Genomic DNA, 23,484 nt, shown 5'->3' on the forward strand with positions numbered 1-23,484 from the left:
CGGCCGGATGCGGGCTGTCACATCGGTCGGTCGGGTGAGCCGGGAGAAGCTGAACGGACACAGGCAGTCGTCGACCCCTGTCAATCGCCTGTTTTCTGATTTAGGTTCACGCAGGTCGGGTCGGTTCGATGGATGTCACATCGATGGAGGGCCGGCCGACTTCTTCCTCCCCCATGCCCGAGAAACGGAGCGGCATGAACCAAAATCCGCAATCCGGGTCGCGTCGACGCCTGCTCGTCGCGCTGCCCGCCATCGCCCTCGCCGCCACGTCACTGACCGTGACCGGTGGCGCGGCGGCGGCGGAGCCCGGCCCCGCCCGAGCCACGATCGGCGCGGACGAGTACTACATCAACTACGCCGAGCCGGCCGTCCAGCCGGACAGCAGCGGCCGCGAGGTCAAGGGCAAGGGTGGTGTCTTCGCCCCGGCGGTCGAAGAGGCGCGCGCCTTCGACCGCAAGTACGCCCGCGGCAACCCCGTCGCGGCCGAGCAGCTCGCGAAGCACGAGGCCAAGGCGATCAAGACGGGCAAGAGCCCGCGGCAGATCAAGCAGGCCCCGAGCACCCAGACCGCCAAGCTGCTGACCCTGCTGGTGGAGTTCAACGACCAGGCCAACGACGACTTCACCGACGTCATGGTGCCCAGGACGGTCTTCGAGGACCGGAGCTGCGTCCTCGGTTCCGTGCAGAACGGGCCCCTGCACAACAAGATCCCCAACCCGGCGAACCTGCCGCACGAGGACAACAACTCGATGTGGGTGCCGGACTTCTCGCCCACCCACTACGACAAGATGCTCTACACCAAGGAGGGCATCACCGAGCGGGTCCGCCCGGACCTGACCGGGCCGGACGGCAAGCCGGGCGTCAGCCTGGCCGGCCGGACCATGCACAACATGTACCTGGAGATGTCCAAGGGCGCGTACACGGTCGACGGGCAGGCCAGCCCGTGGATCAAGGTGCCGCACTCCGAGGGCTGGTACGCGGCCTCGCGCTGCTTCCAGGACGAGAACGGCAACTGGGTCCCCGGGCGCCAGCAGTCGATGAACGGCCACCCGGACAACCCGCAGGGCGCGGGCCGGCTCGCCACCGACGCGATCGACACCCTCGCGAAGACGGACCCGGACTTCCCGTGGGCCGACTACGACATCGAGGACCAGGGCGACCGCGACGGCGACGGCAACCTCTTCGAGCCGGACGGCGTGATTGACCACCTGGTGCTGGTGCACGCCGGACAGGGCAAGTCCCGCGGCGGCGGCGCCGAGGGCACGTACGCCATCTGGGCGCACTCGTCGTCGATCGCCGGCGGCTACACCATCCCCGGCACCGACCTGCAGGTCTCGAACTACATCGTGCAGCCGGAGGATGCCGGCGTCGGCGTCTTCGCCCACGAGTTCGGCCACGACCTGGGCCTGCCGGACCTCTACGACACCTCCGGCAACGCCGACTCCGACGTCGACTTCTGGGACCTGATGGCCTCGGGCTCGCACTCGGGTGAGATCTTCCAGGCGCTGCCGACGCACATGGGCCTGTGGGACAAGTGGGTGCTCGGCTGGGCCGACCCGCTGACCCTCGCGCCCGGCTCCGACCCGCGTTCCGTGCAGCTCGGCCAGACCTCGCGGACCCCGCGCGGCACCAAGGACGGCATCAAGATCGACCTGCCGGACAAGGTGATCACGCTGGCCACGCCGCACAGCGGCGCGAACATGTGGTACTCCGGCGCCGACCAGGACTGGGCGGACGTCAAGATCGCCCGTCAGGTGGCCGTGCCGGCGGCGGCCGACGCGAAGTTCTGGATGTGGAACAACTTCGTCATCGAGGCCGACTGGGACTACGGCTTCGTCGAGCTCTCCACCGACGGCGGCACCACCTGGACCGAGCAGAAGGTCTACGACTCGACCGGCAAGCTCGTCACCACGAACGACGGCTACGCCGACCCGAACGGCCGGATGGTGGACTTCGGCAACAAGAAGTACGGCCTCACCGGTGACACCCACGGCTGGCGGCACGACTACGTGGACCTGTCGGCGTACGCCGGGCAGACCGTGCAGCTGCGGCTGCGCTACGCCACGGACGAGGCGTTCGCGGAGCGCGGCTGGTTCGCCGACGACTTCTCGGTGACCGGCGGTGGCGCCACCACGTGGAGCGACGACGTCGAGGGCGGGGCCAACGGCTGGACGGCGACCGGCGGCACCTTCGTCGACACCACCGGCCAGGGCTGGCACATCGACACCGGCACCTCGACCCAGGCGCACTACTACCTGGCCGAGTGGCGCAACTTCGACGGCTTCGACGAGGGCCTGAAGTACACCTACGACACGATCTACTCGCGCGACGCGTGGAAGGTGGACCGGGTCTCCTACAACGCGCCGGGCATGCTGGTCTGGTACCGCGACACGGAGCGGGGCGACGTCAACCACACCACGGCGCAGATGACCGCGCTGCCCAGCTACGGCGCCAAGGGCGGTCTGCTGATCGTCGACTCGCACTTCGACCCGTACCGCCGCACGGGTGAGGCGGCCGTCAAGGACCCGTCGGTGCTGGACAACCTGCCCAGCCGCCCGCAGTCCGCGAACGCGGCCTTCTCGCTCAAGCCCACGTACCCCTTCAAGGAGTGCCTGGAGGCGGCGGACGAGCCGTACAGCGAGTACTGCACCAGCTTCGGCCCGCAGGCGCCGGTGCGGGGCTTCACCGACGCGAAGGGCTGGTACCCGGGCATCGAGATGCGCGACGGCTCGCCGTACGCGCGGGACAACGACGCCTCCGTGGTCGTCCCGTCGAAGGGCAACGCGCCGTACACGACCCGGGTCACCAACCCGGACGGTACGCCGGCGACGTCCTACTACGGGGTCACCCTGGGCGGCGGGGCGATCGTGCTGGGCACCGGCAACCCGGGTGACCAGGGCGTGTCCTACGGCGTCACCATCACCATCAAGCGCGCCGCGAGGGACAACTCGTACGCGACCGTGCACGTCACGCCCGCGCGCAACTGACCCGAGGGTCGGCCGAGCGGTGACAGGCGGGGCCCGTCCGGGAGCACACTGCTCTCCGGGCGGGCCCCGCCCACGTGTTCGCGGAGGCCGCACTCCCGCGAGCCGGAGTCGAGCCGGCGGCCCGCCCCGTGACGGTTTCCCGGTTCCCAGCGCTCCCCTAAGGGGACCTCAGAATCACCGTCACCCACAGTGATCGTGGCCAAAACGTGACGTTAAAACGCGTCATCGGGGGACGGCTTTTGGGTCTCATTTATGCGCATTTACGGGCCCAGACGTGCGTTCTCCAGCGTCAGTCGACCCGTGACAAGCACCCACGCGCTCTGTAATGGTGAGTCCCGCATCACATGACGGGTGCGGCTCGTACCGCGCTCGTCATGTAACAGATCCACAAAGGAGGAGGACCTTTGAGGAGACGAGTCACAGCCGGTCTGGCCTCGGCCGCGGCCGCGCTGCTGGCGGCGGGAGTCGTGTCGGCGCCGGCCTCCGGCGCACCGGCCGCGGACCCGGCCCCCGGTTCCGACAAGGCGAAGCACGGCAGGGACAACCTCCCCGATCCGAAGTCGGATCAGCAGCGGGAGATCCGGAAGAAGGCCATCGCCGACCTGCTCTCCGGCAAGGCCAAGCTTCAGACACGCAACGGCTCGAAGGTCATCCAGGTCAAGGACGACCTGTTCGTCGAGTACCAGCAGGCACCGAAGACCGACCCCATCTTCACGATGCTGGTCGAGTTCGGCGATCAGACCGACCCCCGGACCGGTGGAGCTGCCGGCCCGGCGCACAACCAGATCGCCGAGCCGGACCGCAACTGGGACGGCAACTCGACCGACGACAACAGCACGCTGTGGCGGCCGGACTTCAACCGGGCGCACTACCAGGACATGATGTTCGGTCCTGGCGAGTCGATGCGGGACTTCTACTACAAGCAGTCGGGCGGGCGCTACACCGTCAACGGTGACGTGACCGAGTGGGTGCAGGTTCCGTTCAACGAGGCCCGCTACGGCAGCAACGCCATCCCCGAGTCCGACGGGTACTGGAACTTCGTCAAGGACACCGCCACCGCCTGGTACCAGTCCCAGGTCGCGGCTGGCAAGACGCCGGAGCAGATCAAGCAGTACCTGGCCCAGTTCGACATCTGGGACCGGTACGACTTCGACGGCGACGGCGACTTCAACGAGCCCGACGGCTACATCGACCACTTCCAGGCGGTGCACGCGGGCGAGGGCGAGGAGGCCGGCGGCGGCGCCCAGGGAGAGGACGCCATCTGGTCGCACCGGTGGGCGGCGTTCCCGAACCTGGCCGGCAGCGCCGGTCCGGACACGAACAAGGCCGGCGGTGTCCAGATCGGCGACACCGGCATGTGGATCCGTGACTACACCACGGAGCCGGAGAACGGTGGCCTGGGCGTGTTCGCCCACGAGTACGGCCACGACCTCGGCCTGCCGGACCTCTACGACACGGCCGGCGGCGACAACGGCGTGGGCTTCTGGAGCCTGATGTCCTCCGGTTCGTGGCTGAGCCGCGGCAAGGACGACATCGGGTCGACCCCGGGTTACATGGACCCGTGGTCGAAGCTCTACCTGGGCTGGCTGAACTACTCGGTGGTCGAGGAGAAGAGCGGCACCACCCGGGTCACGCTCGGCCCGGCCGGCGACAGCGACGGGCCGAAGGCCCAGGCGGTCGTGGTCAACCTGCCGGCGCAGACCCAGACCACCAGCTACAACACGCCGTTCGGCGGGTCGTACGAGTGGTGGGGCGGCAGCGCGGACGACCTGAACACCACGCTGACCCGTCAGCTCGACCTGACCGGTACGACGTCCGCGTCGATCACCGCCAAGGCCTGGTACGACATCGAAGAGGACTACGACTACCTCTACGCCGAGGTGTCGACCGACGGCGGTGCCACCTGGACGGCGCTGAGCAACTCGTCGGTCGACGCCGGTGAGACCGGGGTCGACGGCTCGACCAGCGGCGCCTGGGTGGACCTGTCCTACGACCTGTCCGCGTACGCCGGGCAGGCCGTGCAGTTCCGCTACCGCTACCAGACCGACGGCGGCGTGCACCTCGCCGGCGCCTTCCTGGACAACGTGTCGCTGATCAAGGGCGGCACCGTCGCCTGGACCGACGACGCCGAGACGCTGGCCGCCGAGTGGACCGCCAAGGGCTTCACCCGGATGACCGGCTCGGTGACCGACACGTACCCCCGCTTCTACATCGCGGAGAACCGGTCCTACGTCGGCTACGACGACACGCTGCGGACCGGCGGGTACAACTACGGGTTCAACAACACCCGCCCGAACTGGGTGGAGCGGTTCTCGAACCAGCCCGGCATGCTGGTCTGGTACGTGAACTACGCCTACGGCGACAACAACACCTCGGAGCACCCGGGCTACGGCCTGAACCTCCCGGTGGACGTCCGACCGAACAAGATCACCGTCGACGGCCAGGGCACCATCACCAACCGGCGCAACGGCTTCGACGCCACGTTCAGCCTGTACGCCAAGCCGGCGCAGACCTTCCACCTCAACGGTGTCCCGGTCACGCTTCCGGCGCTCGCCCCGCAGCCGGTCTTCTCCGACAGCGGGCCGAACAAGTACTGGACGGCCGGCAACCCCTGGAACTCGGTGAAGGTGGCCGGTTCCGGCACCCGGATCGAGATCCTTCAGCAGGGCACCAACCCGACCGACGACATGGTCGTCAAGGTCAGTAACTGACGATCGGGGCACTCGTGGGGCCGGTGGCGGTGACGCCACCGGCCCCACTTTTCGCGTACGCGATCACTCCTATCGAAAACCGTCTCTTTCTTCTCCGGGCCGGCCGTTCGCGCTGCTCACGGTGTCGGTGAACGGCCGGGATGTGACGGTGAAAAGCATTCCCAACAAAACTTTGCAACAAATCGACGCACGCGTCTTCCCACCGGTCACACGAGTGTCTATGTTCACCATTGGTCCCACTAGTGGGATCGATCTCCACCGGCCCGTACCCCCGTTGGGCCGGTTCCCTCACACCGGAGGTACCACGTGCGCAAAGTCGCAGTGGGTCTGCTCGGGCTTTCGCTGACCGCGACAGGACTGGCGTTCGGTTCGTCCGCCACCGCCGCGCCGCAGCCGAAGTTGCCGACGGCCGCTCCGTCGGTCGCCGAGCCAGCCCATGTCGACCACGACCTGCCGAACCCGCTGGAGGAGAAGCGTCGCGCCCTGCGCCAGGAGGGGCTGAGCGACGTCCTCTCCGGCCGGGTCAAGCCGCAGAAGGTCAACGGCAGCACGGTCGTCAAGGTCGGCAAGACCCAGGCCGAGGGGGCCAACGCCCGCTCGACCCGGGCCAACGCCGCCACCCAGACCGAGGACCAGTACGTCGAGCTCTCCCGGGAGAAGACGGACCGGATCTTCGTCATCCTGGCGGAGTTCGGCAACGAGCGGCACCCGAACTACCCGGACCAGGACACCGACCCGGACACCGCGGGTCCGACCCGGTTCGACGGGCCGCTGCACAACGAGATCCCCCAGCCCAACCGGGCGGTGGACAACTCCACGGTGTGGCAGGCGGACTACAACGCCGACTACTACCGCAAGCTCTACTTCGGCACCAACCCCGGTGACGAGTCGGTGAAGCAGTACTTCGAGGCGCAGTCCTCGGGTCGCTACAGCGTCGACGGCACCGTCACCGACTGGGTGAAGGTCCAGTACAACGAGGCCCGCTACGGCCGCTCCGGCGGCTACCCGTGCGCCTCGAACGTCTGCACCAACACCTGGGCGCTGGTCCGCGACGCCGCGAACCAGTGGGTCGCCGACCAGAAGGCCGCCGGCCGCACCGACGCCCAGATCGCCGCCGATCTCAAGGCGATGGACGAGTGGGACCGGTACGACCACGACTCGGACGGCAACTTCAACGAGCCGGACGGCTACATCGACCACTTCCAGATCGTCCACTCGGGCGGCGACGAGGCGGACGGTGACCCGCACCAGGGCGAGGACGCCATCTGGAGCCACCGCTGGTACGCCTTCGCGTCCGACCAGGGTTCGACCGGCCCGGTCGGCAACCCGCTCGGCGGCACCCAGATCGGCAACACCGGCCTCTGGATCGGCGACTACACCATCCAGCCGGAGAACGGTGGCCGGAGCGTCTTCTACCACGAGTACGCCCACGACCTCGGTCTGCCGGACGACTACAACGTCACCAGCGGTGGGGACAACAACAACGAGCACTGGACCCTGATGGCCCAGAGCCGGCTCGGCGCCAAGAACGACGCCGGCATCGGTGACCGGGGTGGCGACCTCGGCGCGTGGAACAAGCTCCAGCTCGGCTGGCTCGACTACGAGGTGGTCGTCGCGGGGCAGAAGCGGACCATGACCCTCGGCCCGCAGGAGTACAACAGCGACGAGGCGCAGGGCGTCGTCGTGGTGCTCCCGCAGCGGGACTACACGTTCGAGCACGGCGCCCCGTTCGAGGGCTCCAAGCAGTTCTTCTCGGGCAACCGGGACGACCTCAACAGCACGATGACCCGGACCCTGGACTTCACCGGGAAGTCGTCGGCGTCGCTGTCGATGAAGGGCCGCTACAACATCGAGGCCGACTACGACTACCTGTTCTTCGAGGCGTCGCTGGACGGCGGCCAGTCCTGGGTGACCCTGCCCGGCACGGCCAACGGCCAGCCGCTGAAGGAGATCTCGGCCGGCCGCTACGCGCTGGACGGCAGCAGCGGCGGCGAGTGGGTCGACGTCGTCATCCCCATGGACGTGGCGGCGGGCAAGGTCGCGCAGTTCCGGCTGCGCTACCAGACCGACGGCGGCGTCTCCGAGGGTGGCTTCTACGGTGACGCGATCACCGTGACGGCCGACGGTCAGACCGTCCTCTCCGACGGCGCCGAGACCGGCGCCGCGGGCTGGACGCTCGCCGGTGGCTTCGAGACCGCCGAGGAGAGCTACACCAAGGCGTACGACAACTACTACATCGCGGGCACCCGGCAGTACATCTCGTACGACAAGTACCTGAAGACCGGCCCGTACTTCTTCGGCTACCAGAACACCCGCCCGGACTACGTGGACCACTACGCGTACCAGGAGGGTCTGCTGATCTCCTACTGGAACACCCGCTGGGCGGACAACGACACGTTCGCGCACCCGGGTGAGGGTCGCAACCTGATCATCGACGCGCACCCGCGGCCGATCTACAACCTGACCGGCCAGCCCTGGCGGGCCCGCGTCCAGGTCTACGACGCGCCGTTCAGCCTGAAGAAGGCCGACTCGTTCACGCTGCACCTCAACAGCCAGCCGCAGTACATCCGTGGCCAGGCCGCGCAGCCGCTGTTCGACGACACCAAGCAGTACTGGTTCCCGGAGCTGCCGAACCACGGCGTCAAGCTCCCGGCCACCGGCACCAAGATCAAGGTTCTGGAGAAGGACGGCGTCTACACCAAGATCCGTATCTCCTGATCCACTGATCGCGCACCACCCGCACCACGCGATGCCCGGGCAGGTCACCTGCCCGGGCATCGCCCTTTCCACGTGCACCGGGGCGGGAACCGACGCGGCGCGCGGCGCGTCGGATGGGCCGTGACCCCCACCATCCGTGCGACCCTGGGCACGCTCGGCCCCGGCGTCGCGCTCACGCTGGCGCTGTCCGGCTGCGCCGGGTCGCGGAACGGAGACGTCGTGTCCGCCGAGCAGACCCCCGGCGCCCCGTCGACCGGCGCGGCCGGTTCCGACCCGGCCGCCGGTTCCGCCGACGCCGCGCCGACCGCCGGCGCCACCGGTGCCGCCCCGTCCGCTCCGGGCCCGACATCCCCCTCCGGCCGGAGCACGCCGCCGCTGTCGGCGACCCGGCCACCCACCCTCGGTCCGCCGACGGCGCCGCCCAGGTGGCCCAGCGACCTGCGCATGGCCAACGTCCTGGCCGGGCGGATCACCCGGGGCGGCGCCGGCCCCTGCTACGGCCTGGTCACCGACGACGGCCGCGAGTACGCCCTGCACGGCCCCGACAAGGGCGCCTTCGCCACGGGTGCCTGGGTACGGGTGACCGTCGGCCCCGCCGACCCGACGGCGGACTGCGGCCCGGGCACCCCGGCCAGCATCGTGAAGATCGATCCGGTCGGCTGACGGCCACCCCGCCCGCCCGTCCCTACGCGGCACGGCTGCGCCGCCACCCGCATCCCGACCGCTTGCAGACGCCGGCCGGGTCGGGCCAGTGAGCGGTCCCGGCCACCCCGCGGGGTCGGCGACGGAACGGACCGGCGACGGGGACCTAGGCTGTCCCCATGACCGAGCAGCGCGGCGGGCCCGTCGACGAGTCGTGCGTCCTCACCGAGGGGCCGTGGACGCACCGGTTCGTCGGCGCCAACGGCAGCCGCTTCCACGTCGTGGAGGCCGGCACGGGCCCGATGGTGCTCTTCCTGCACGGCTTCCCCGAGCACTGGTGGGCCTGGCACGAGATGCTGCCGGCCGTCGCCGACGCCGGCTTCCGGGCCGTCGCGGTCGACCTGCGCGGCTACGGCGCCAGCGACAAGCCGCCCCGGGGGTACGACGGCTACACCCTCGCGGCCGACGTCGCCGGGCTGATCCGGGCGCTCGGCGAACGCTCCGCCACCGTGGTCGGCACCGGTGTCGGGGGCATGATCGCGTGGACGGTGGCCTCGTTCCACCCGTCGCTGGTGCGCCGGCTGGTGGTGCTCGGCGCCCCCCACCCCCTGCGGCTCCGGGCCGCCATCTTCGCCGATCCGCGCGGGCAGTTCGCCGCCGCCACGCCCACCCTGAAGTTCCAGCTCCCCCGCTACGAGCACGTGCTGACCCGCGACGACTCGGCGGCCGTCGAGGAGATGCTGCGCCGCTGGGGCGGGCCGCGCTGGGTCGAGGGGCCGGGCTTCGAGGCGTACGCCCAGCGGTGCCGGGAGGCCATGCGCATCCCGCAGGCGGCGTTCTGCGCCCTGGAGGGCTACCGCTGGGCGTTCCGCTCGGTGCTCCGCCTGCACGGCTACCGCTTCGTCCGGCTGATGCAGAAGCCGCTCGTCACGCCGACCCTCCAGCTGCACGGCGCGCTGGACGAGGCCTCCCTGCCGCGCACCGCCCAGGGCTCCGGCCGGTACGTGGTGGCGCCCTACGAGTGGCGGCTCCTGGACGACATCGGGCACTTCCCGCACGTGGAGGCCGGCGACCTGGTGTTGGGCGAGGTCCTGCGCTGGGCGAAGTCCTGAGTCAGACCCGCTGCTCACGCAGGTCGGCGACCTCGGCGGCGGGCGCCCAGCCCTGGTAGACGCCGAAGTCGAAGACCTCCAGCCCCATCGCCCGGGCCACCGGCCAGCGTCCGCCCGTGTACTCCACCCGCAGCCAGCCGTCGTGCTCGCCGAGGACGATGAACGGCTGCCCCTGCCAGGTGCAGGTGGTCCGCACGTACGCCAGGTCGTCGAGCTCGGTGGCCGGCAGCACCCGGACGTAGCGGCCGGGGCGGATCTCCTCGAAGCCCTCGTCCGGCTCCGGCTGGTAGAGCCGGACGTCGTCGCCGTCCGGACTCGCCTGGTACTCCCGGCCCTTCCAGCGGGCCACGTAGCCGTCGCGCGTCACTGCTCACCGACCTGTCGCCACCGCAGCGCGTCCGTGTCGAGGATGGCGACCACCCGTTCGGTGCCGTCCGCGCCGATCCGCCACAGCTGCGCGCCGTGCGGCAGCCGGGCGCTGTCCACCTTGAACTCCGCCACCACGTCGCTGCTCTCGCCCGGCGCAAATCCGTTGCCCCGGAACGGCGGGCGCTCGATGACCCAACCCTCCATGGCCCGCATGGCGGCCTCGTTCTGCCCGCCGTACGGGATGCGGTAGAGGCTCGGCCGGTGCGCGGGCCAGCGCAGCACGTAGATCTCCCCGGCGTCGCGGGCGAAGGGGGAGTCGGGGTAGCCGAGGCCGAGCGCGTCGTGCAGCTGGGCGGGGGTCGTGAGGTGGGCCAGCTCGCCGGCCCGGTGCACGAAGCCGGAGACCCGGTCGTAGCCCCGCTCCAGGTAGTACGCGAGCTGGCTGGGCGCGACCGCCTTCTGCATCACGATGGGGCGCGCCGGATCGGGCGCGGGCGGGGCGTAGCGGGGGCGGCTGACCGGCTCCTCGGCGGCAGGCGGCTCGGCCTCGGTCCCGGTGTCGTCGCCGAGGCCCACCTCGGCCGCCCAGTTGGCCAGCCCGACGATCTGCTCACCGGGCAGCTTCGCCCCGACCGGGGTGCCCGGGTTGACCGCGAACGACCAGGCCTCGTCCGGCCAGCGCCGGATCAACTGGACGAACCTGACCTCGATGGTCTCGACGGTCGCGTCGGTGTGGTCGGCCAGCCGCTCCGGCGAGGTGTGCACGACGACGAACGTCTCGCCGTCCAGTTCCTCCGTACGCCACACGAAGCCGGGCTCGCCGGGCCGGCTGCCCGGCGCGGAGTCGGCCGCGACCGGCAACAGCACGCGGGCCAGCAGCAGGGTCGACAGGAACGTGTCGGTGCTGCCGGCGCCGGCGGCGTCGAGGAGGTTCTCCTCGACCTCGTTGGCCGGCTGGAAGCCGACCGGCTCGGAACCGGCACCCGACGACCCGTCCGCGGTCCCGGTCAGAGGCGCAGTGACCGGCTCGTCGGCGATCGCCGGACCGGGCACCGGCGGCCCGACGTCGGGAACGCCGGCGTCGGGCCACGCCGCGTCGGCAGGCGACTCGGGATCCAGGGAAACGGTCGGGTCCAGAGACACCGTCGCATCACCCGACGACACAACCGGCTGCGTCCGATCCAACGACACCGTCGGATCCAAAGACACCGTCGCATCACCCGACGACACAACCGGCTGCGTCCGATCCAACGACACCGTCGGATCCAAAGACACCGTCGCATCCAGAGACGCGGTGGCGTCGCCGGACCACGACGGGGCGGCGGACCGCACGGTGTCGGCGGGCGGCGACGGACGGGCGGGCGCCGTTGGTGCGGGCTCGGCGGTCACCGGTTCCCGGCGGCGCCGGACCGGCTCGAACAGCGAGACGGTCTCTTCGGCGGGCGGGCCGGGCTCGGGGGCGGGCGGCCCGGTGAGGTCCCGCGACTCGATGATGGTGCCCTCGATGACGATGGGCGTGAACCCCCGTCGGGAGGCGGGTGGCCCGGAGACCGGTTCCGCGTCCGCCACCGGCTCGGGCCCGACCGGTTCGGGGGTGGTCTGCCGGCGCGGCAGCGCCTGGGTGAGGTCCTCGGCCGGCTGCGGTCGGTCTGCGCCGTATCCCGGTGGCGGCGGCCCGGGGTCCGGGCCGGGAGCACGGAGGTCCCGGGTGGCGTCCTCGCCGGACCCGCGCGGCGGCAGCACCTGCGTGGCCTCGCCGCCGGGCATCGCGAAGGCCCGGGTGGGCTCGCCGCCGGGCGCCGTGAAGGCGTGGGTCGGCTCCCCGGCGGGCGCCGTGAAGGCGTGGGTCGGCTCCCCGGCGGGCGCCGTGAAGGCGTGGGTCGGCTCCCCGGCGGGCGCCGTGAAGGCGTGGGTCGGCTCCCCGGCGGGCGCCGTGAAGGCGTGGGTCGGCTCCCCGGCGGGCGCCGTGAAGGCGTGGGTCGGCTCGGCACCGGTCGGCGTGCTCGGGATCGGGCGGGTCGGTTCCTCCGGCACCGGCTCGCCGAGCGGCCGGCGGCGGGGGAACGGCTGGCTGCCGGCCGCGAGGCGGGACGGCGGCACCGCCCGCTCGCCCGAGCGCAGCGCCTCCTGCCGGTGCGCGGCGGCACGGCCGGAGGCCGGCTCGAAGAACGACCGGTTGGGTCGCTCCGGGGCCTCCCCGGCCGGGCGGCCGTTGGTCCCCGGCGCCGGGTGGGCGTCGGGCGTCGGCAGGCCCCTCGGGCGCTCGGTGAGCGGCGAGGGACGCGGCAGCGGGACCCGCTCGGGGGCCGCCACGGCGTCGGTCCGCGCGGGTCCGCCGGCCGTCGGGTCGCCGCGCCGCGGATCGAGGTGTTCCGTCGGGAAGGCGGGCGGGCGGGCCGGCTCGGCCGGCGCAGGGACCCGGCCCGTACTCGACGCGGCCGTCGGCGCGGGCCGGAGCGTGCCGTTGGGCCGGGCCACGCCAGTGGTCGGCCCGACGTCCGGCCCGGGCGGCATGTCGTGACCGGCCGCCTGGGCCCGCGCCCGGGCGGCCGTCTCCACCCGTTCCAGCCGGGCCCGCGCGCCCATGGTGCGGCCGGGCAACCGGACGTCGCCCCGTGAGAGCTGGGCGACGAACCAGGCCGGCAGGTAGCCCTCGATGGGCAGCCCGGGGTTCACCGCCAGCCACCACTCGTGGTTGGGCCAGCCGTCGGCCAGGTCGGGGTACGAGACGCGCCGGACGGCGCCGCCGTTCTCGCCGAGGCAGGCGCGTACGGCCGCCCCGGAGGTGAACGCCAACACGTGGGTGCGGCCACCCGTGGTCCAGGTGCCCCAGCCCACCGGCGCCGTCCCCGCGAGCGCCTCGGCGGAGACCGGCAGCAGCAGTTCGGTCCGGGCCAGGACGCGGAAGTAGAGCTGCTGGTCGTTGGCGCGCAGCGCGTCCCGCATCGCCGCCTCGGCGTCGGTGGCCGGCTCCCACTCGGTCACGGCCACCCCTCCTCCCGCGAACAGGCCATACGTATCGCGTACAACCTACAAGGTAAAAGCAAGATCACAATCGCTGGCCGGCGGCGGTGCGCCCATTGCCGCCGGAGGCGCTAACATCCCGTTCCGGAGTCGACACGATACGGAGGCGGTCGATGTCCCGGTCCCCCGCGCGCCAGCTTCTCGCCGCCCTCGCGACGGCGTTGCTGACGGCCCTCCCGGCCACCGCCGCGCCCGCCGGACGCCCGGCGGGACCCGCCCCCGGCCCGGTGCCGGCCGGCCGTTCCGCGCCCGCGCCGACCGCCGCGCGCGCGGCCCCCGGCTGCGCCTCCCCCTCGCCCCGGTCCGGCCGGTTTCCGCGCGTCCCTGGCCCCAGCAGCGGTACGCCCCGGAGCGCCTGGCGGCGCTCGCCACGGGCGCCGGGGTGACGGTCGCGGTGATCGACTCGGGCGTGGACCGACGGCACCCGCAACTGGCGGGCCGCGTACTCGACGGCACGGACCTGCTCGACGCCGGCGGCGACGGCAGCCGGGACTGCGCCGGTCACGGCACCGGTGTGGCGAGCATCATCGCCGCCGCCCCCCGCGACGGGGTGGCGTTCCACGGCCTGGCCCCCGGCACCCGGATCCTGCCCGTACGGGTCAGCGAGCAGCAGGTGGTCGAGGGGCGGGAGTCGGGGCGCACGGTCAGCGCCGGGGACTTCGCCCGCGCCATCCGCTGGGCGGTGGACCACGACGCCGACGTGCTCAACCTCTCCGTCGTCCTGTACGCGGACGACCCGGCGGTGCGCGCCGCGATCGGCTATGCGGTCGACCGGGACGTGATCGTGGTGGCCGCCGCCGGCAACCTGCACGACGCCGGCGATCCCCGGCCCTACCCGGCCGCGTACGACGGGGTGCTCGGGGTGGGCGCGATCGGGGCGGACGGATCGCGCGCCCCGTTCTCCCAGACCGGCGCGTACGTCGACCTGGTCGCCCCGGGCAGCGACGTGCTGATGGCCGCCCCCGGTCAGGGCCACCACTGGGCCGAGGGCACCAGCTACGCGGCGCCCTTCGTGGCGGCCACCGCCGCGCTGCTGCGCGAGTACCGGCCGGAGCTGACCGCGGCGCAGGTGGCGCAGCGGATCGCGGCGACCGTCGATCCGGCCCCGGGCGACGGTCGGGGCGGCGGGTACGGCGCGGGGGTGCTGAACCCGTACCGGGCGGTCACGGAGACCGGGGGCGGGGTGCCGGAGCGGGTACGCCAGGTCACGGCGCTCGCGGACGACCGGGCCGAGCCGGCGGTGCTGGCGCAGCGGGCCCGCCGGGCGGCGGCCCGGGACCGGGCGTTGCTGGTGGCTGGGGTCAGCGGAGGGGTGGTGGCCCTGGCGGCGCTGCTGGCGCTGGTCGTGCCGCGCGGGGCGCGCCGCCGCTGGCGGCCGGCCGGACCGGCCTGACCGGACCGGCGGTCGCGCCACGGCCCAGGTCGTCGGTGCGGTGGGTGGTTGCGCCGCCCCGGACGGCCGATGGTGGCGCCGACCGGCTCACGGTCGACGCCACCACCGGGCGGGGCTCACTGGAACAGGCCGACGTTCTTCTTCTCCGTGTCGAGGTAGTCGGTGGCGGAGTCGTTCACCGCGAGCTTGATGTCGCGCAGCATGGCCTGGAGGTCCTGCGAGGCGGAGCGCCAGCGGGCCTGGCGCTGCTCGTAGGCCTGGCGGGCCTCGCCGGACCAGCTCGCCACGAGCGGGGCGGCGTCCCGTTCGAGCTGCCCGAGTTGCGAGTCGAGCGCGTTCAGCGCCTTCTGGATGTCCGCGCCCGCCTGTTGCAGGGCGGCGAAGTTGACGACGAGTACACCGTGGTCCATCGGATGTCTCCTCCCCCGAGGCCGGGTCAGAGCGGCAGCTGGATGCCGCCGCGGTTGGTGGTGGACACGCGGCTGGCGGCCTCGGCGTCCGAGACGTCGTAGTGCTGGCCGGCCGTGCGGATGGCGCCGGCGGTCTCGCGCAGCGCCCGTTGCAGCGCCGCCTGGTCCTGTGCCCACTGCTGCTTGACCTGCTCGAACGAGCGCCCGCCAGCACCGCGCCAGGCCTGCTGCAACACCTCCAACTCGGCCATCAGGCTGCTCAGCATGGACTGCAGGGACTGGTCGACCTGCTCGAACTTCGCGGCGGTCTGCTGCATCACCGCTGCTTCCGCCTGGGTCTGGGACACCTGGGACGTCACCTCGTCTCGTCGGTCGTGGCTGGCCGCCGGCGCGCCCGCCCATTGGGCCGCCGCTCGCGCCGCCCGGGCGTCGAGCGCGGCGGGCGCGGGGTCAGCAAACTCGTCGCTGACGGTAGCGGTCCGGTCGCGGTTCTGCTACCCCGTGGGCCTCCCCTGTGGACGACCGCGGCCCCCATCCCGTCGGGCGCTCCGCTTACGATGGGCGGCGTCGATGTCGCGGCGAGTGACCGGTCGAGGAGGCGCGGTGACGGTGACGACCGGCGCGGGTCCGCACCGGCCGGCCCCGGGCCCCGGTCCCGGTCCGGCCGCCCCGGCCCTCGTGCCGGCAGCGCCCGGCTCGGCTGGACCGCCCGGCCCGGGCGGCGTGGTGGCGGGCGCCCCTACCTCCCGCGTCGCCCCGCCGGCAGCGTGGATCCCGGCCGGCCGTCGCGGTGGCGCGGGTGTCCGGGCCGGTCAGGTCGTCGCCACGCAGGTGGCGGTGGCCGCCGTGGTGGCGGCTGCCGGTCGCGGGGTGCTGGCGACGATGGCCGCCGTGGGGGTGGCCGCGCTGCTGCTGCCGGTGGCCTGGGTGCGGCTGCGGGGGCGGTGGCTCTTCGAGTGGCTGACCACCGGGCTCGGCTACGCCACGCGTCGGCGCGCCCTGCCGCCGGCCGCCGGCCCGACGGCCCTGCTGGACCTGGTCGACCCGGGTGCGGTCGTCCGCCCCGCCGAGCTGGCCGGCGCGCCGGCCGCCGTGCTGGACGACGCCGCCGGCATGGTGGCCGTGCTGGAGGTCGGCGACCCGGCCGATCTGCTCGGCGACGCTCCCCGCGCGCTGCCCGTCCCGGCGTCGCTGCTGCCGGCCGCCGCGTCGGACGGTCCCCCGGTCCGGCTCCAGCTCCTGCTGACGGGCTCGCCGGCGCCGACGGTCGGCGCGGGTGGTGGCGCGGTCGCCACCTCGTACCGGCAGCTCACCGACGGGCGGCTCGCGGGCCGGGAGCGGGCCGTGCTCGCCGTGCGGGTGCTGCGCGCCGAGGGCTGGACCGCGGAGGAGCTGCGGCGGGCGCTCTCCGGGACGGTGCGCCGGATCGCCCGCCGGATCGGGCCCGTCACCGCCCGCCCGCTGGGCGAGCACGCCACGCTGCGGGTGCTGGCGGAGCTGGCCCACCACGACGACCACCCCGCGCAGGAGACCTGGCAGGCGGTCCGGGCCGGCGACCTGCTCCAGACCACGTTCCGGCTGCGCCGCTGGCCCGACGCGCGTGGCGACGCCGGTCGGCGGCTGGTGTCCCGGCTGCTCGCGCTGCCCGCGACGGCGACCACCGTCTCGCTCGGCGTGGGGCCGTGGGCCGGCGCCGACCCCGCGTCGGCGCCGACCGAGCTGGCCGTACGACTGGCCGCCGCCACCCCGGCGGAGCTCTCGATCGCGGCGCAGGCGCTGCGCCGGCTGGTGGCCGAGGTGGGCGGCGAGGTGCACCGGCTCGACGGCGCGCAGCTCGACGGGCTGGCCGGCACGCTGCCGCTCGCGGCGGCGGGCGCGTCGGGTCCGGGTCCGGCGCCCGACGGCCTGGAGCTGGCCCTCGGCGAGGCGGGGCTGATGGTCGGCGCCAACCGGCACGGCGGCGCGGTGACCGTCCGGCTGTTCCGGCCGGAGAGCACCCGGGTGATGCTGGTCGGCGGGGTGCGCGCGGCGCAGCTGGTGGCGGTGCGGGCCATGGCGCTCGGCGCCCGGGTGGTGGTGCAGACCGCCCGCCCGCGCGCGTGGGAGCCGTTCGTCCGGGGCGTCGGCGCCCCCGGCACGATGATTCCGGTGGTGCCGCCCGGCCGTCCCGTGGGCGAGCCGGGTTCGCCGCTACGTCCGCTGCTGGTGGTGGTCGACGCCGGTGCCACGCCCGCCGAGACGGAGCCGGGCTCGGCGTGGCGGACGACGTTGCTCGTACGCGACGAGCTGACCCCCGCCGACGCCGACGCGCTGGGCCGCGCCGACCTGGCCCTGCTGCAACCGCTCGACGCGGCCGAGGCCGCCGTGGCGGGCGGCGCGCTGGGGCTCGGCGCGTCGGCGGAGTGGCTGACCCGGATCCGGGACGACATGGTGGCGGTGGTCAACCGGCGGGCGTTGCGCTGGGCGCTGCTCTCCCCCACCCCGATCGAGTCGCAGCTGATCGGCCGCCCCTCCCGTCGATGAGCGGCGATCTCGCGGCTTCCGCACGTTGTCCGTCCGTGGCACGATCCCGGCCATGGGTTTCCTCAAAGGTCTGCTGATCCGGCTGGGCAGCACGGCGCTGGCCTTCTGGCTGGCCACGCTGCTCATCCCGGGCATCACCCTGGATTCGGCGTCCGCCAGCGAGACGGTCGTCACGCTGGTCCTCGTCGCGGTGATCTTCGGCGTGGTCAACGCGGTGCTCCAGCCGATCATCAAGACGGTCGGCTGCGGCTTCTACCTGCTGACCCTCGGGCTGATCGCGCTGGTGGTCAACGGGCTGTTGTTCCTGCTCACGAGCTGGATCGCCGACCAGGCCGGGCTGCCCTTCCACGTCGACGGCTTCTGGCCGGAGGCGGTGCTCGGCGCGCTGTTCGTCGGCATCGTGACCTGGATCCTCGGCGCCGTCCTCGACCGGGACTGACGGGGCCGACCAGCGGCGGGCCGCGAACCAGGTGGGCGGGCCGCGACCAGAGGGCGGGAATTGGCCGCTGTCCGATGCGGGTGGCCGGGTTAGCGTCGCGGCATGTTCACCCTGACCCGCGCCGACGGCTACCTGCTCAGCACCGACCCGGACCGAATCGACCTGGGCCTCGTGCACCACTGGCTCTCCACGGACGCGTACTGGGCGATCGGGCGGGACCGGGAGACGGTGGCCCGGGCGTTCGCCGGGTCGGTGCCGTTCGGCGTCTACCGCCCCGGTGACGGCCGGCAGGTCGCGGTCGCCCGCGTGGTCACCGACGGGGCCACCTTCGGCTGGCTCTGCGACGTCTACGTCGATCCCGGTGAGCGCGGCCGGGGGCTGGGCACGTGGCTGGCCGGCGCGGTCCGCGACCACCTCGCCGCCCTGGGCGTACGCCGGATCCTGCTGGCCACCGCCGACGCCCACGCGGTGTACGCGAAGGTCGGGTTCGCCCCGATGACGGATCCGCACCGCTGGATGCAGCTCGACCAGCGGGAGCAGCCCGTGAGCCGGGTCACCGGCAAGGATCCGGACGGCCGGTCGCCCCTTACGGTGGACGCGTGACGCCACTCCGCCTCGGCTACCTCTACGGCTTCATCGCGTACCTGCTCTGGGGGTTCTTCCCGCTCTACCTGCGGCTGCTGCGCCCGGCGGGGTCGATCGAGATCCTGGCCCACCGCATCGTCTGGTCGGTGGTGTTCGTCGCCCTGCTGCTGGGTGCGCTGCGCAACGTCGGTTTCCTGCGGGCGCTGCTGCGCCGGCCCCGGGCGCTGGCCGGCATCGGCGTCGCCGCCGCGCTGATCGCGGTGAACTGGGGCACCTACATCTACGGCGTGAACTCCGACCGGGTCGTGGAGACCGCCCTCGGCTACTTCATCAACCCGCTGGTGGTGGTGCTGCTGGGCGTCACCGTGCTGCGCGAGCGGCTGCGCCCCACGCAGTGGGTGGCCCTCGGCATCGGCGGCCTGGCCGTGGCCGTGCTGACCGTCGACTACGGCCGGCTGCCCTACCTGGCGCTGGTCCTGGCGTTCAGCTTCGCCGGGTACGGCCTGGCCAAGAAGCAGCTCGGGCTGCCGGCCGCCGAAGGGCTCTTCGTCGAGTCGGCGGTGCTGGCGCTGCCCGCGCTGGCGTACCTGGGGTGGCTCACCGCCGTCGGCGACGGCACCTTCGGGCAGGTGTCGGTCGGGCACACCCTGCTGCTGGTGTCGGCCGGGGCGGCGACCGCGATCCCGCTGCTGCTCTTCGCCGGGGCGGCGAACCGGCTCCCGCTCACCGGCCTCGGCATGATCCAGTACCTCGCCCCGATCCTCCAGCTCGGCTGCGGGGTGCTGATCTTCCACGAGCCGATGCCGCCGGCCCGCCTCGCCGGCTTCGCGCTGGTCTGGGCCGCGCTCATCGTCTTCACCGTCGACGCCGTGCGCCACTCCCGCCGTACCCGCGCCGCGGCCCTCGCCGCCCGCCGGGCCGAGGCCGTCGCCGCGACCCGCTGACCGACGCGCGGCGCGGTCAGCGGACGTCGTAGGCGAGGACGGGGGTGCCGTCGGCGCGCAGCAGTTCCAGCCGCACCAACTCCGCGTCGGTGAACCGGGTGGCGCCGGTGATCCGCAGGTCGTCGCCGGGCGCGGCGAGCCAGGACCCGATCTGCTCCGTCGCGCCGCCCGGGCCGTGCGCCACCAGCCGGAAGGCGTACGCCTTGGCGTAGCCGGCCTTCGCGTCGTACCCGCAGCGCATCCGCACCTCCGTGCCCCACTCGGTGCCGTTGAGGGCGATCTCGGCGTGCACCGGCACCGTGCCGGCGACCGGCTGCATGGCGACCATCCGCACCTCGACCGGGGTCGGGGCGGTCGCCTCCCGGGGCAGCAGGACGGCGGTGCCGACGCCGACGAGCAGGGCCGCCACGGCCGCCGCGAGCGTGGTGAGGGCGTACCGGCGGCGGGTGGCCGAGCGGTCGCGGCGGCGGCGCTCCCGCGCGGCGGCGAGCAGTTCGGGCACCCGGGGGTTCTCCGGCGGCGGCAGGAACTGTTCCAGGCCGGCCGGGTCGAGGCGGCCGAGCAGGCCGGGCAGGACGGCGATCTCGGCGACCGCCTGGCGGCAGGCGGCGCAGCCGGCGAGGTGCCGCTCGTAGGCCACCCGTTCGGCGGGAGCCAGCGCACCCAGCACGTACGCGCCGTCGTCGTGCGCGAACTCGCACCGGGTCATTCCGTCACCCCCATCTCGGCCAGGACCAACCGTAGTGAGCGCAGGGCGTAGTGGGTCCGGGACTTGACCGTGCCGGCCGGTACGCCCAGCCGGGACGCCGCCTCCGCCACCGACCGCCCCTGGTAGAAGCACTCGACCAGCACCTCCCGGTGGGTGGGGCTGAGCCGGTTCAGCGCCTCGGCGACGGTCCACGCCTCCACCGCGCGTTCCGCCTCGTCCACGGCCTGGACGGGCTCGGGCAGCTCGTCGGTGAAGACCTCGCCGACCCGGGCGGAGCGGCGCCGCCAGGCGTCGATGGCCAGGTTGCGGGCGGTGGTGAAGAGCCAGGAACGGACCGAGCCGCGCGTCGGGTCGAGCGACTCCGGGTGCCGCCAGGCCCGCAGCAGCGTCTCCTGCACCAGGTCCTCGGCCCGTTGCCGGTCGCCGTTGACCAGCCGCAGGGCGTGCGCGTACAGCGCCTCCGCGTGCTCGTCGTGCAGCGCGCGGAGCAGTTGGGCGTCGTCGTCGCTGATGGCGGTCTCCTCGCTGTCGACGCGAGTCCGGCGGTGGCGTTCGCCCGGGAATACGTGCCGCCGCCCCGATCGGTTCAGCCGCAGGTCACCGTGGGATTCCCGGCCGAGGTGTTCACGCCCGGTTCACGCCGCCGCCGACGGTCGCTCACCGCGCCCTCCTAGCGTCCGGCGGGTACGCACGCCAGCGGCTGGTCCGGCGTGCACCGACCCCCATCAGGAGGCTCCTTCCATGAGCGACCGTCCCCGGCTGCTCCCGTTGCTGGGCGCCACCCGCCACGGCAGCCGCGACGCCATGACCTGTCTCTACCGGTGTGGCAACGCGTGCGACCACCCGGTGCCGAACACCTCCGACAACGCGTACTTCGGGGACGTGGTGAACGCGGAGGTCTCCCGGCGCGGCCTGGTCCGGGGCGGCGCGGTCGGCGCGCTGGTCCTCGGGTTCGGCGGCGCGGTGGCCGGTGCCGCCCCCGCCGCTGCCACCCCCGCCGCCCCCGTGGTCCCCGAGGCGGCCGGCTTCGCCCGCCCGGCCGGCGGCGTCGGCAACGGCGCGCTGACCTTCAAGCCGGTCCCGCCGAACACCCTGGACAGTCTCGTCGTGCCCAACGGGTACGACCACGCGGTCGTCATGCGCTGGGGTGACCCGGTCGTGCCGGGCGCCCCCGAGTTCGACCTGCACGCCCAGACCGCCGCCGCCCAGGCCCGGCAGTTCGGCTACAACAACGACTTCGTCGGGGTGCTGCCGCTGGACGGACGTCGGCGCGCGCTGCTCGTGGTCAACCACGAGTACACCAACGAGGACCTGATGTTCCCCGGCTTCACGGGCCAGGACGCGCTGAGCGTCGAGCAGCTCCGGATCGCCATGGCCGCGCACGGCATGTCCGTGGTGGAGCTGGAGCGGGTCGACGGCACCGGGCAGTGGCGGCCGGTCACCAAGGGCCGGCGGCCGTACAACCGGCGGGTCACGGCGCTGGCCACGAAGTTCGAGCTGACCGGGCCGGCCGCCGGTTCGGCGCACCTGCGGACGGCCGCCGACCCGAAGGGCCGTACGGTCGTCGGCACGCTGAACAACTGTGCCGGCGGGGTGACCCCGTGGGGCACCGTGCTCTCCGGCGAGGAGAACTTCAACCAGTACTTCGTCGGCGGCGACGCGGTGGCCGAGGAGGTCAAGCCGAAGCTGGCCCGGTACGGCGTCACCACCACCACCCGTTACCCGAGCGGCAGCCGCAAGTGGGAGCGCGCCGACGAGCGGTTCGACCTGGCGAAGCACCCGAACGAGGCCAACCGGCACGGCTGGATCGTGGAGATCGACCCGTACGACCCGGAGAGCCGCCCGCGCAAGCACACCGCGCTGGGCCGGTTCAAGCACGAGGGCGCGAACGTCATCGTGGCGAGGAGCGGGCACGTGGTCGCGTACATGGGCGACGACGAGCGCTTCGACTACCTGTACAAGTTCGTCTCCGACAAGAAGTTCATGAAGGGCAACTCCTGGGTCGCCCGCCGGCACAACCTGACCCTGCTGGAGTCGGGCACCCTCTACGTCGCCAAGCTCGACGAGACCAGCGCCGGCGAGATCGACGGCTCCGGCCGGCTCCCGTCCGACGGCGCGTTCAACGGCCGGGGCCGGTGGATCAGGCTGGTCAGCGGCAACCGCTCGTACGTCGACGGGATGACGGCCGCCGACGTGCTCACCTTCACCCGGCTGGCCGGCGACAAGGTCGGGGCGACCAAGATGGACCGCCCGGAGGACGTCGAGCCGAGCCTGCTCACCGGCAAGGTGTACGTGGCGCTGACCAACAACACCGACCGGGGCAAGGCCGGCAAGCCGGCCGCCGACGAGGCCAACCCGCGCAACCTCAACAAGCACGGCCAGGTGCTGGAGCTGGTCGAGGACCGTGGCGACAACGCGGGCGAGACCTTCGCCTGGTCGCTGCCCATCGTCGCCGGTGACCCGGCGGACCCGTCGACCTTCTTCGCCGGGTACGACAAGACGAAGGTCTCCCCGATCTCCTGCCCGGACAACGTGGCGTTCGACGCCACCGGGAACCTCTGGATCTCGACGGACGGCAACGCGCTGGGCAGCAACGACGGCCTCTTCGCCACGGCCGTCGAGGGGCCGAAACGGGGTCACCTGAAGCAGTTCCTCACCGTGCCGGTGGGCGCGGAGGCGTGCGGCCCGTTCATCACCGGGGACAACCGCTCGGTCTTCGTGGCGGTGCAGCACCCGGGCGAGCTGATCGGGGCGTCGGTCGAGAACCCGGCCTCGAACTGGCCGGACGGCGACTTCGCCAAGCCGGGCGTGGTGGTGGCCTGGCGCCTGGACGGCGGCCCGATCGGCAGCTGACCCCTCCTCGGGCGGTCCGGCGCTGGACCGCCACCGGGGCCCTCTCCCAGCCGGGGAGAGGGCCC

Annotated in this window: 17 protein-coding genes and 1 pseudogene; 12 read left to right on the forward strand and 6 right to left on the reverse strand. The window is 73.1% G+C overall.

What is annotated here, in order from left to right; translation table 11 throughout:
- Positions 1-194: 194 nt before the first annotated feature.
- From GA0070610_RS25635 to GA0070610_RS25655, 5 genes are all read left to right on the forward strand, one after another.
- Positions 195-2,987 (forward strand): immune inhibitor A domain-containing protein, encoded by a 2,793-nt coding sequence (locus GA0070610_RS25635; protein ID WP_089003741.1) that lies wholly within the window; start codon positions 195-197, stop codon positions 2,985-2,987.
- 404 nt (positions 2,988-3,391) lie between these two features.
- A complete protein-coding gene (locus GA0070610_RS25640) occupies positions 3,392-5,698 on the forward strand; it encodes an immune inhibitor A domain-containing protein (protein WP_089002407.1) in 2,307 nt (768 codons plus the stop codon).
- Between the two features lie 321 nt (positions 5,699-6,019).
- The gene (locus GA0070610_RS25645) at positions 6,020-8,416 is read left to right on the forward strand and encodes an immune inhibitor A domain-containing protein (RefSeq protein WP_089002408.1); all 2,397 of its coding nucleotides are present in this window, start codon (positions 6,020-6,022) and stop codon (positions 8,414-8,416) included.
- A gap of 120 nt (positions 8,417-8,536) precedes the next feature.
- Positions 8,537-9,079 (forward strand): hypothetical protein, encoded by a 543-nt coding sequence (locus tag GA0070610_RS31265; RefSeq protein ID WP_197697769.1) that lies wholly within the window; start codon positions 8,537-8,539, stop codon positions 9,077-9,079.
- 158 nt (positions 9,080-9,237) lie between these two features.
- Positions 9,238-10,170 (forward strand): alpha/beta fold hydrolase, encoded by a 933-nt coding sequence (locus tag GA0070610_RS25655; RefSeq protein WP_089002409.1) that lies wholly within the window; start codon positions 9,238-9,240, stop codon positions 10,168-10,170.
- Position 10,171: 1 nt separating this feature from the next.
- On the opposite strand, the gene GA0070610_RS25660 is transcribed toward GA0070610_RS25655, so the two are convergent.
- Both GA0070610_RS25660 and GA0070610_RS25665 read right to left on the reverse strand, forming a co-directional pair.
- The gene (locus tag GA0070610_RS25660) at positions 10,172-10,537 is read right to left on the reverse strand and encodes a hypothetical protein (protein WP_089002410.1); all 366 of its coding nucleotides are present in this window, start codon (positions 10,535-10,537) and stop codon (positions 10,172-10,174) included.
- A complete protein-coding gene (locus tag GA0070610_RS25665; RefSeq protein ID WP_089003742.1) occupies positions 10,534-13,524 on the reverse strand; it encodes an SseB family protein in 2,991 nt (996 codons plus the stop codon). Before GA0070610_RS25665 ends, GA0070610_RS25660 begins: the two co-directional genes overlap by 4 nt.
- A 152-nt stretch (positions 13,525-13,676) precedes the next feature.
- On the opposite strand from GA0070610_RS25665, the pseudogene mycP reads away from it, so the two are divergent.
- Positions 13,677-14,956 (forward strand): annotated as a pseudogene (mycP, locus tag GA0070610_RS25670) (type VII secretion-associated serine protease mycosin).
- A gap of 116 nt (positions 14,957-15,072) precedes the next feature.
- On the opposite strand, the gene GA0070610_RS25675 reads toward mycP, so the two are convergent.
- Together GA0070610_RS25675 and GA0070610_RS25680 are read right to left on the reverse strand one after the other, a co-directional pair.
- Positions 15,073-15,366 carry a WXG100 family type VII secretion target gene (locus GA0070610_RS25675; RefSeq protein WP_089002411.1) on the reverse strand — a complete coding sequence of 98 codons (294 nt, stop codon included), beginning with the start codon at positions 15,364-15,366 and terminating at the stop codon, positions 15,073-15,075.
- 26 nt (positions 15,367-15,392) lie between these two features.
- Positions 15,393-15,713 carry a WXG100 family type VII secretion target gene (locus tag GA0070610_RS25680; RefSeq protein ID WP_089003743.1) on the reverse strand — a complete coding sequence of 107 codons (321 nt, stop codon included), beginning with the start codon at positions 15,711-15,713 and terminating at the stop codon, positions 15,393-15,395.
- A 223-nt stretch (positions 15,714-15,936) separates the two neighbouring features.
- Here GA0070610_RS25680 and eccE point away from each other — a divergent pair, with 223 nt between their 5' ends.
- The 4 genes from eccE (at position 15,937) to rarD (ending at position 19,857) form a co-directional block, all read left to right on the forward strand.
- Positions 15,937-17,889, forward strand: coding sequence for a type VII secretion protein EccE (eccE, locus tag GA0070610_RS25685; RefSeq protein WP_089002412.1), 1,953 nt, complete (start codon positions 15,937-15,939; stop codon positions 17,887-17,889).
- Between the two features lie 52 nt (positions 17,890-17,941).
- Positions 17,942-18,328 (forward strand): phage holin family protein, encoded by a 387-nt coding sequence (locus GA0070610_RS25690; RefSeq protein WP_089002413.1) that lies wholly within the window; start codon positions 17,942-17,944, stop codon positions 18,326-18,328.
- Between the two features lie 102 nt (positions 18,329-18,430).
- A complete protein-coding gene (locus GA0070610_RS25695; protein ID WP_089002414.1) occupies positions 18,431-18,931 on the forward strand; it encodes a GNAT family N-acetyltransferase in 501 nt (166 codons plus the stop codon).
- On the forward strand, positions 18,928-19,857 hold the full coding sequence (gene rarD, locus GA0070610_RS25700; RefSeq protein WP_089002415.1) for an EamA family transporter RarD: 930 nt from the start codon (positions 18,928-18,930) through the stop codon (positions 19,855-19,857). Before GA0070610_RS25695 ends, rarD begins: the two co-directional genes overlap by 4 nt.
- Before the next feature lie 16 nt (positions 19,858-19,873).
- Here the strand turns inward: rarD and GA0070610_RS25705 are convergent, their stop codons facing one another.
- Complete coding sequence (locus GA0070610_RS25705; protein WP_089002416.1) at positions 19,874-20,566, reverse strand: anti-sigma factor family protein; 693 nt, start codon at positions 20,564-20,566, stop codon at positions 19,874-19,876.
- Entirely contained in the window at positions 20,563-21,057 is a 495-nt protein-coding gene (locus tag GA0070610_RS25710) for a sigma-70 family RNA polymerase sigma factor (RefSeq protein ID WP_231926244.1), read from the reverse strand. Before GA0070610_RS25710 ends, GA0070610_RS25705 begins: the two co-directional genes overlap by 4 nt.
- On the opposite strand from GA0070610_RS25710, the gene GA0070610_RS30715 reads away from it, so the two are divergent.
- Positions 21,031-21,240 carry a hypothetical protein gene (locus GA0070610_RS30715; RefSeq protein ID WP_157747233.1) on the forward strand — a complete coding sequence of 70 codons (210 nt, stop codon included), beginning with the start codon at positions 21,031-21,033 and terminating at the stop codon, positions 21,238-21,240. The genes GA0070610_RS25710 and GA0070610_RS30715 overlap by 27 nt on opposite strands.
- A gap of 67 nt (positions 21,241-21,307) precedes the next feature.
- Positions 21,308-23,419 (forward strand): PhoX family protein, encoded by a 2,112-nt coding sequence (locus tag GA0070610_RS25715; protein ID WP_089002418.1) that lies wholly within the window; start codon positions 21,308-21,310, stop codon positions 23,417-23,419.
- The last annotated feature ends 65 nt before the right edge of the window (positions 23,420-23,484 follow it).

Source organism: Micromonospora echinofusca, assembly GCF_900091445.1.
Classification (GTDB): Bacteria; Actinomycetota; Actinomycetes; order Mycobacteriales; family Micromonosporaceae; genus Micromonospora; species Micromonospora echinofusca.

Coding starts and splice junctions, on each gene's coding strand:
- GA0070610_RS25715 (WP_089002418.1), top strand. CDS start 21,308: ATGAGCGACCGTCCCCGGCTGCTCCCGTTGCTGGGCGCCACCCGCCAC.
- eccE (WP_089002412.1), top strand. CDS start 15,937: ATGTCGCGGCGAGTGACCGGTCGAGGAGGCGCGGTGACGGTGACGACC.
- GA0070610_RS25695 (WP_089002414.1), top strand. CDS start 18,431: ATGTTCACCCTGACCCGCGCCGACGGCTACCTGCTCAGCACCGACCCG.
- GA0070610_RS25635 (WP_089003741.1), top strand. CDS start 195: ATGAACCAAAATCCGCAATCCGGGTCGCGTCGACGCCTGCTCGTCGCG.
- GA0070610_RS25705 (WP_089002416.1), bottom strand. CDS start 20,566: ATGACCCGGTGCGAGTTCGCGCACGACGACGGCGCGTACGTGCTGGGT.
- GA0070610_RS25655 (WP_089002409.1), top strand. CDS start 9,238: ATGACCGAGCAGCGCGGCGGGCCCGTCGACGAGTCGTGCGTCCTCACC.
- GA0070610_RS25690 (WP_089002413.1), top strand. CDS start 17,942: ATGGGTTTCCTCAAAGGTCTGCTGATCCGGCTGGGCAGCACGGCGCTG.
- GA0070610_RS25675 (WP_089002411.1), bottom strand. CDS start 15,366: ATGGACCACGGTGTACTCGTCGTCAACTTCGCCGCCCTGCAACAGGCG.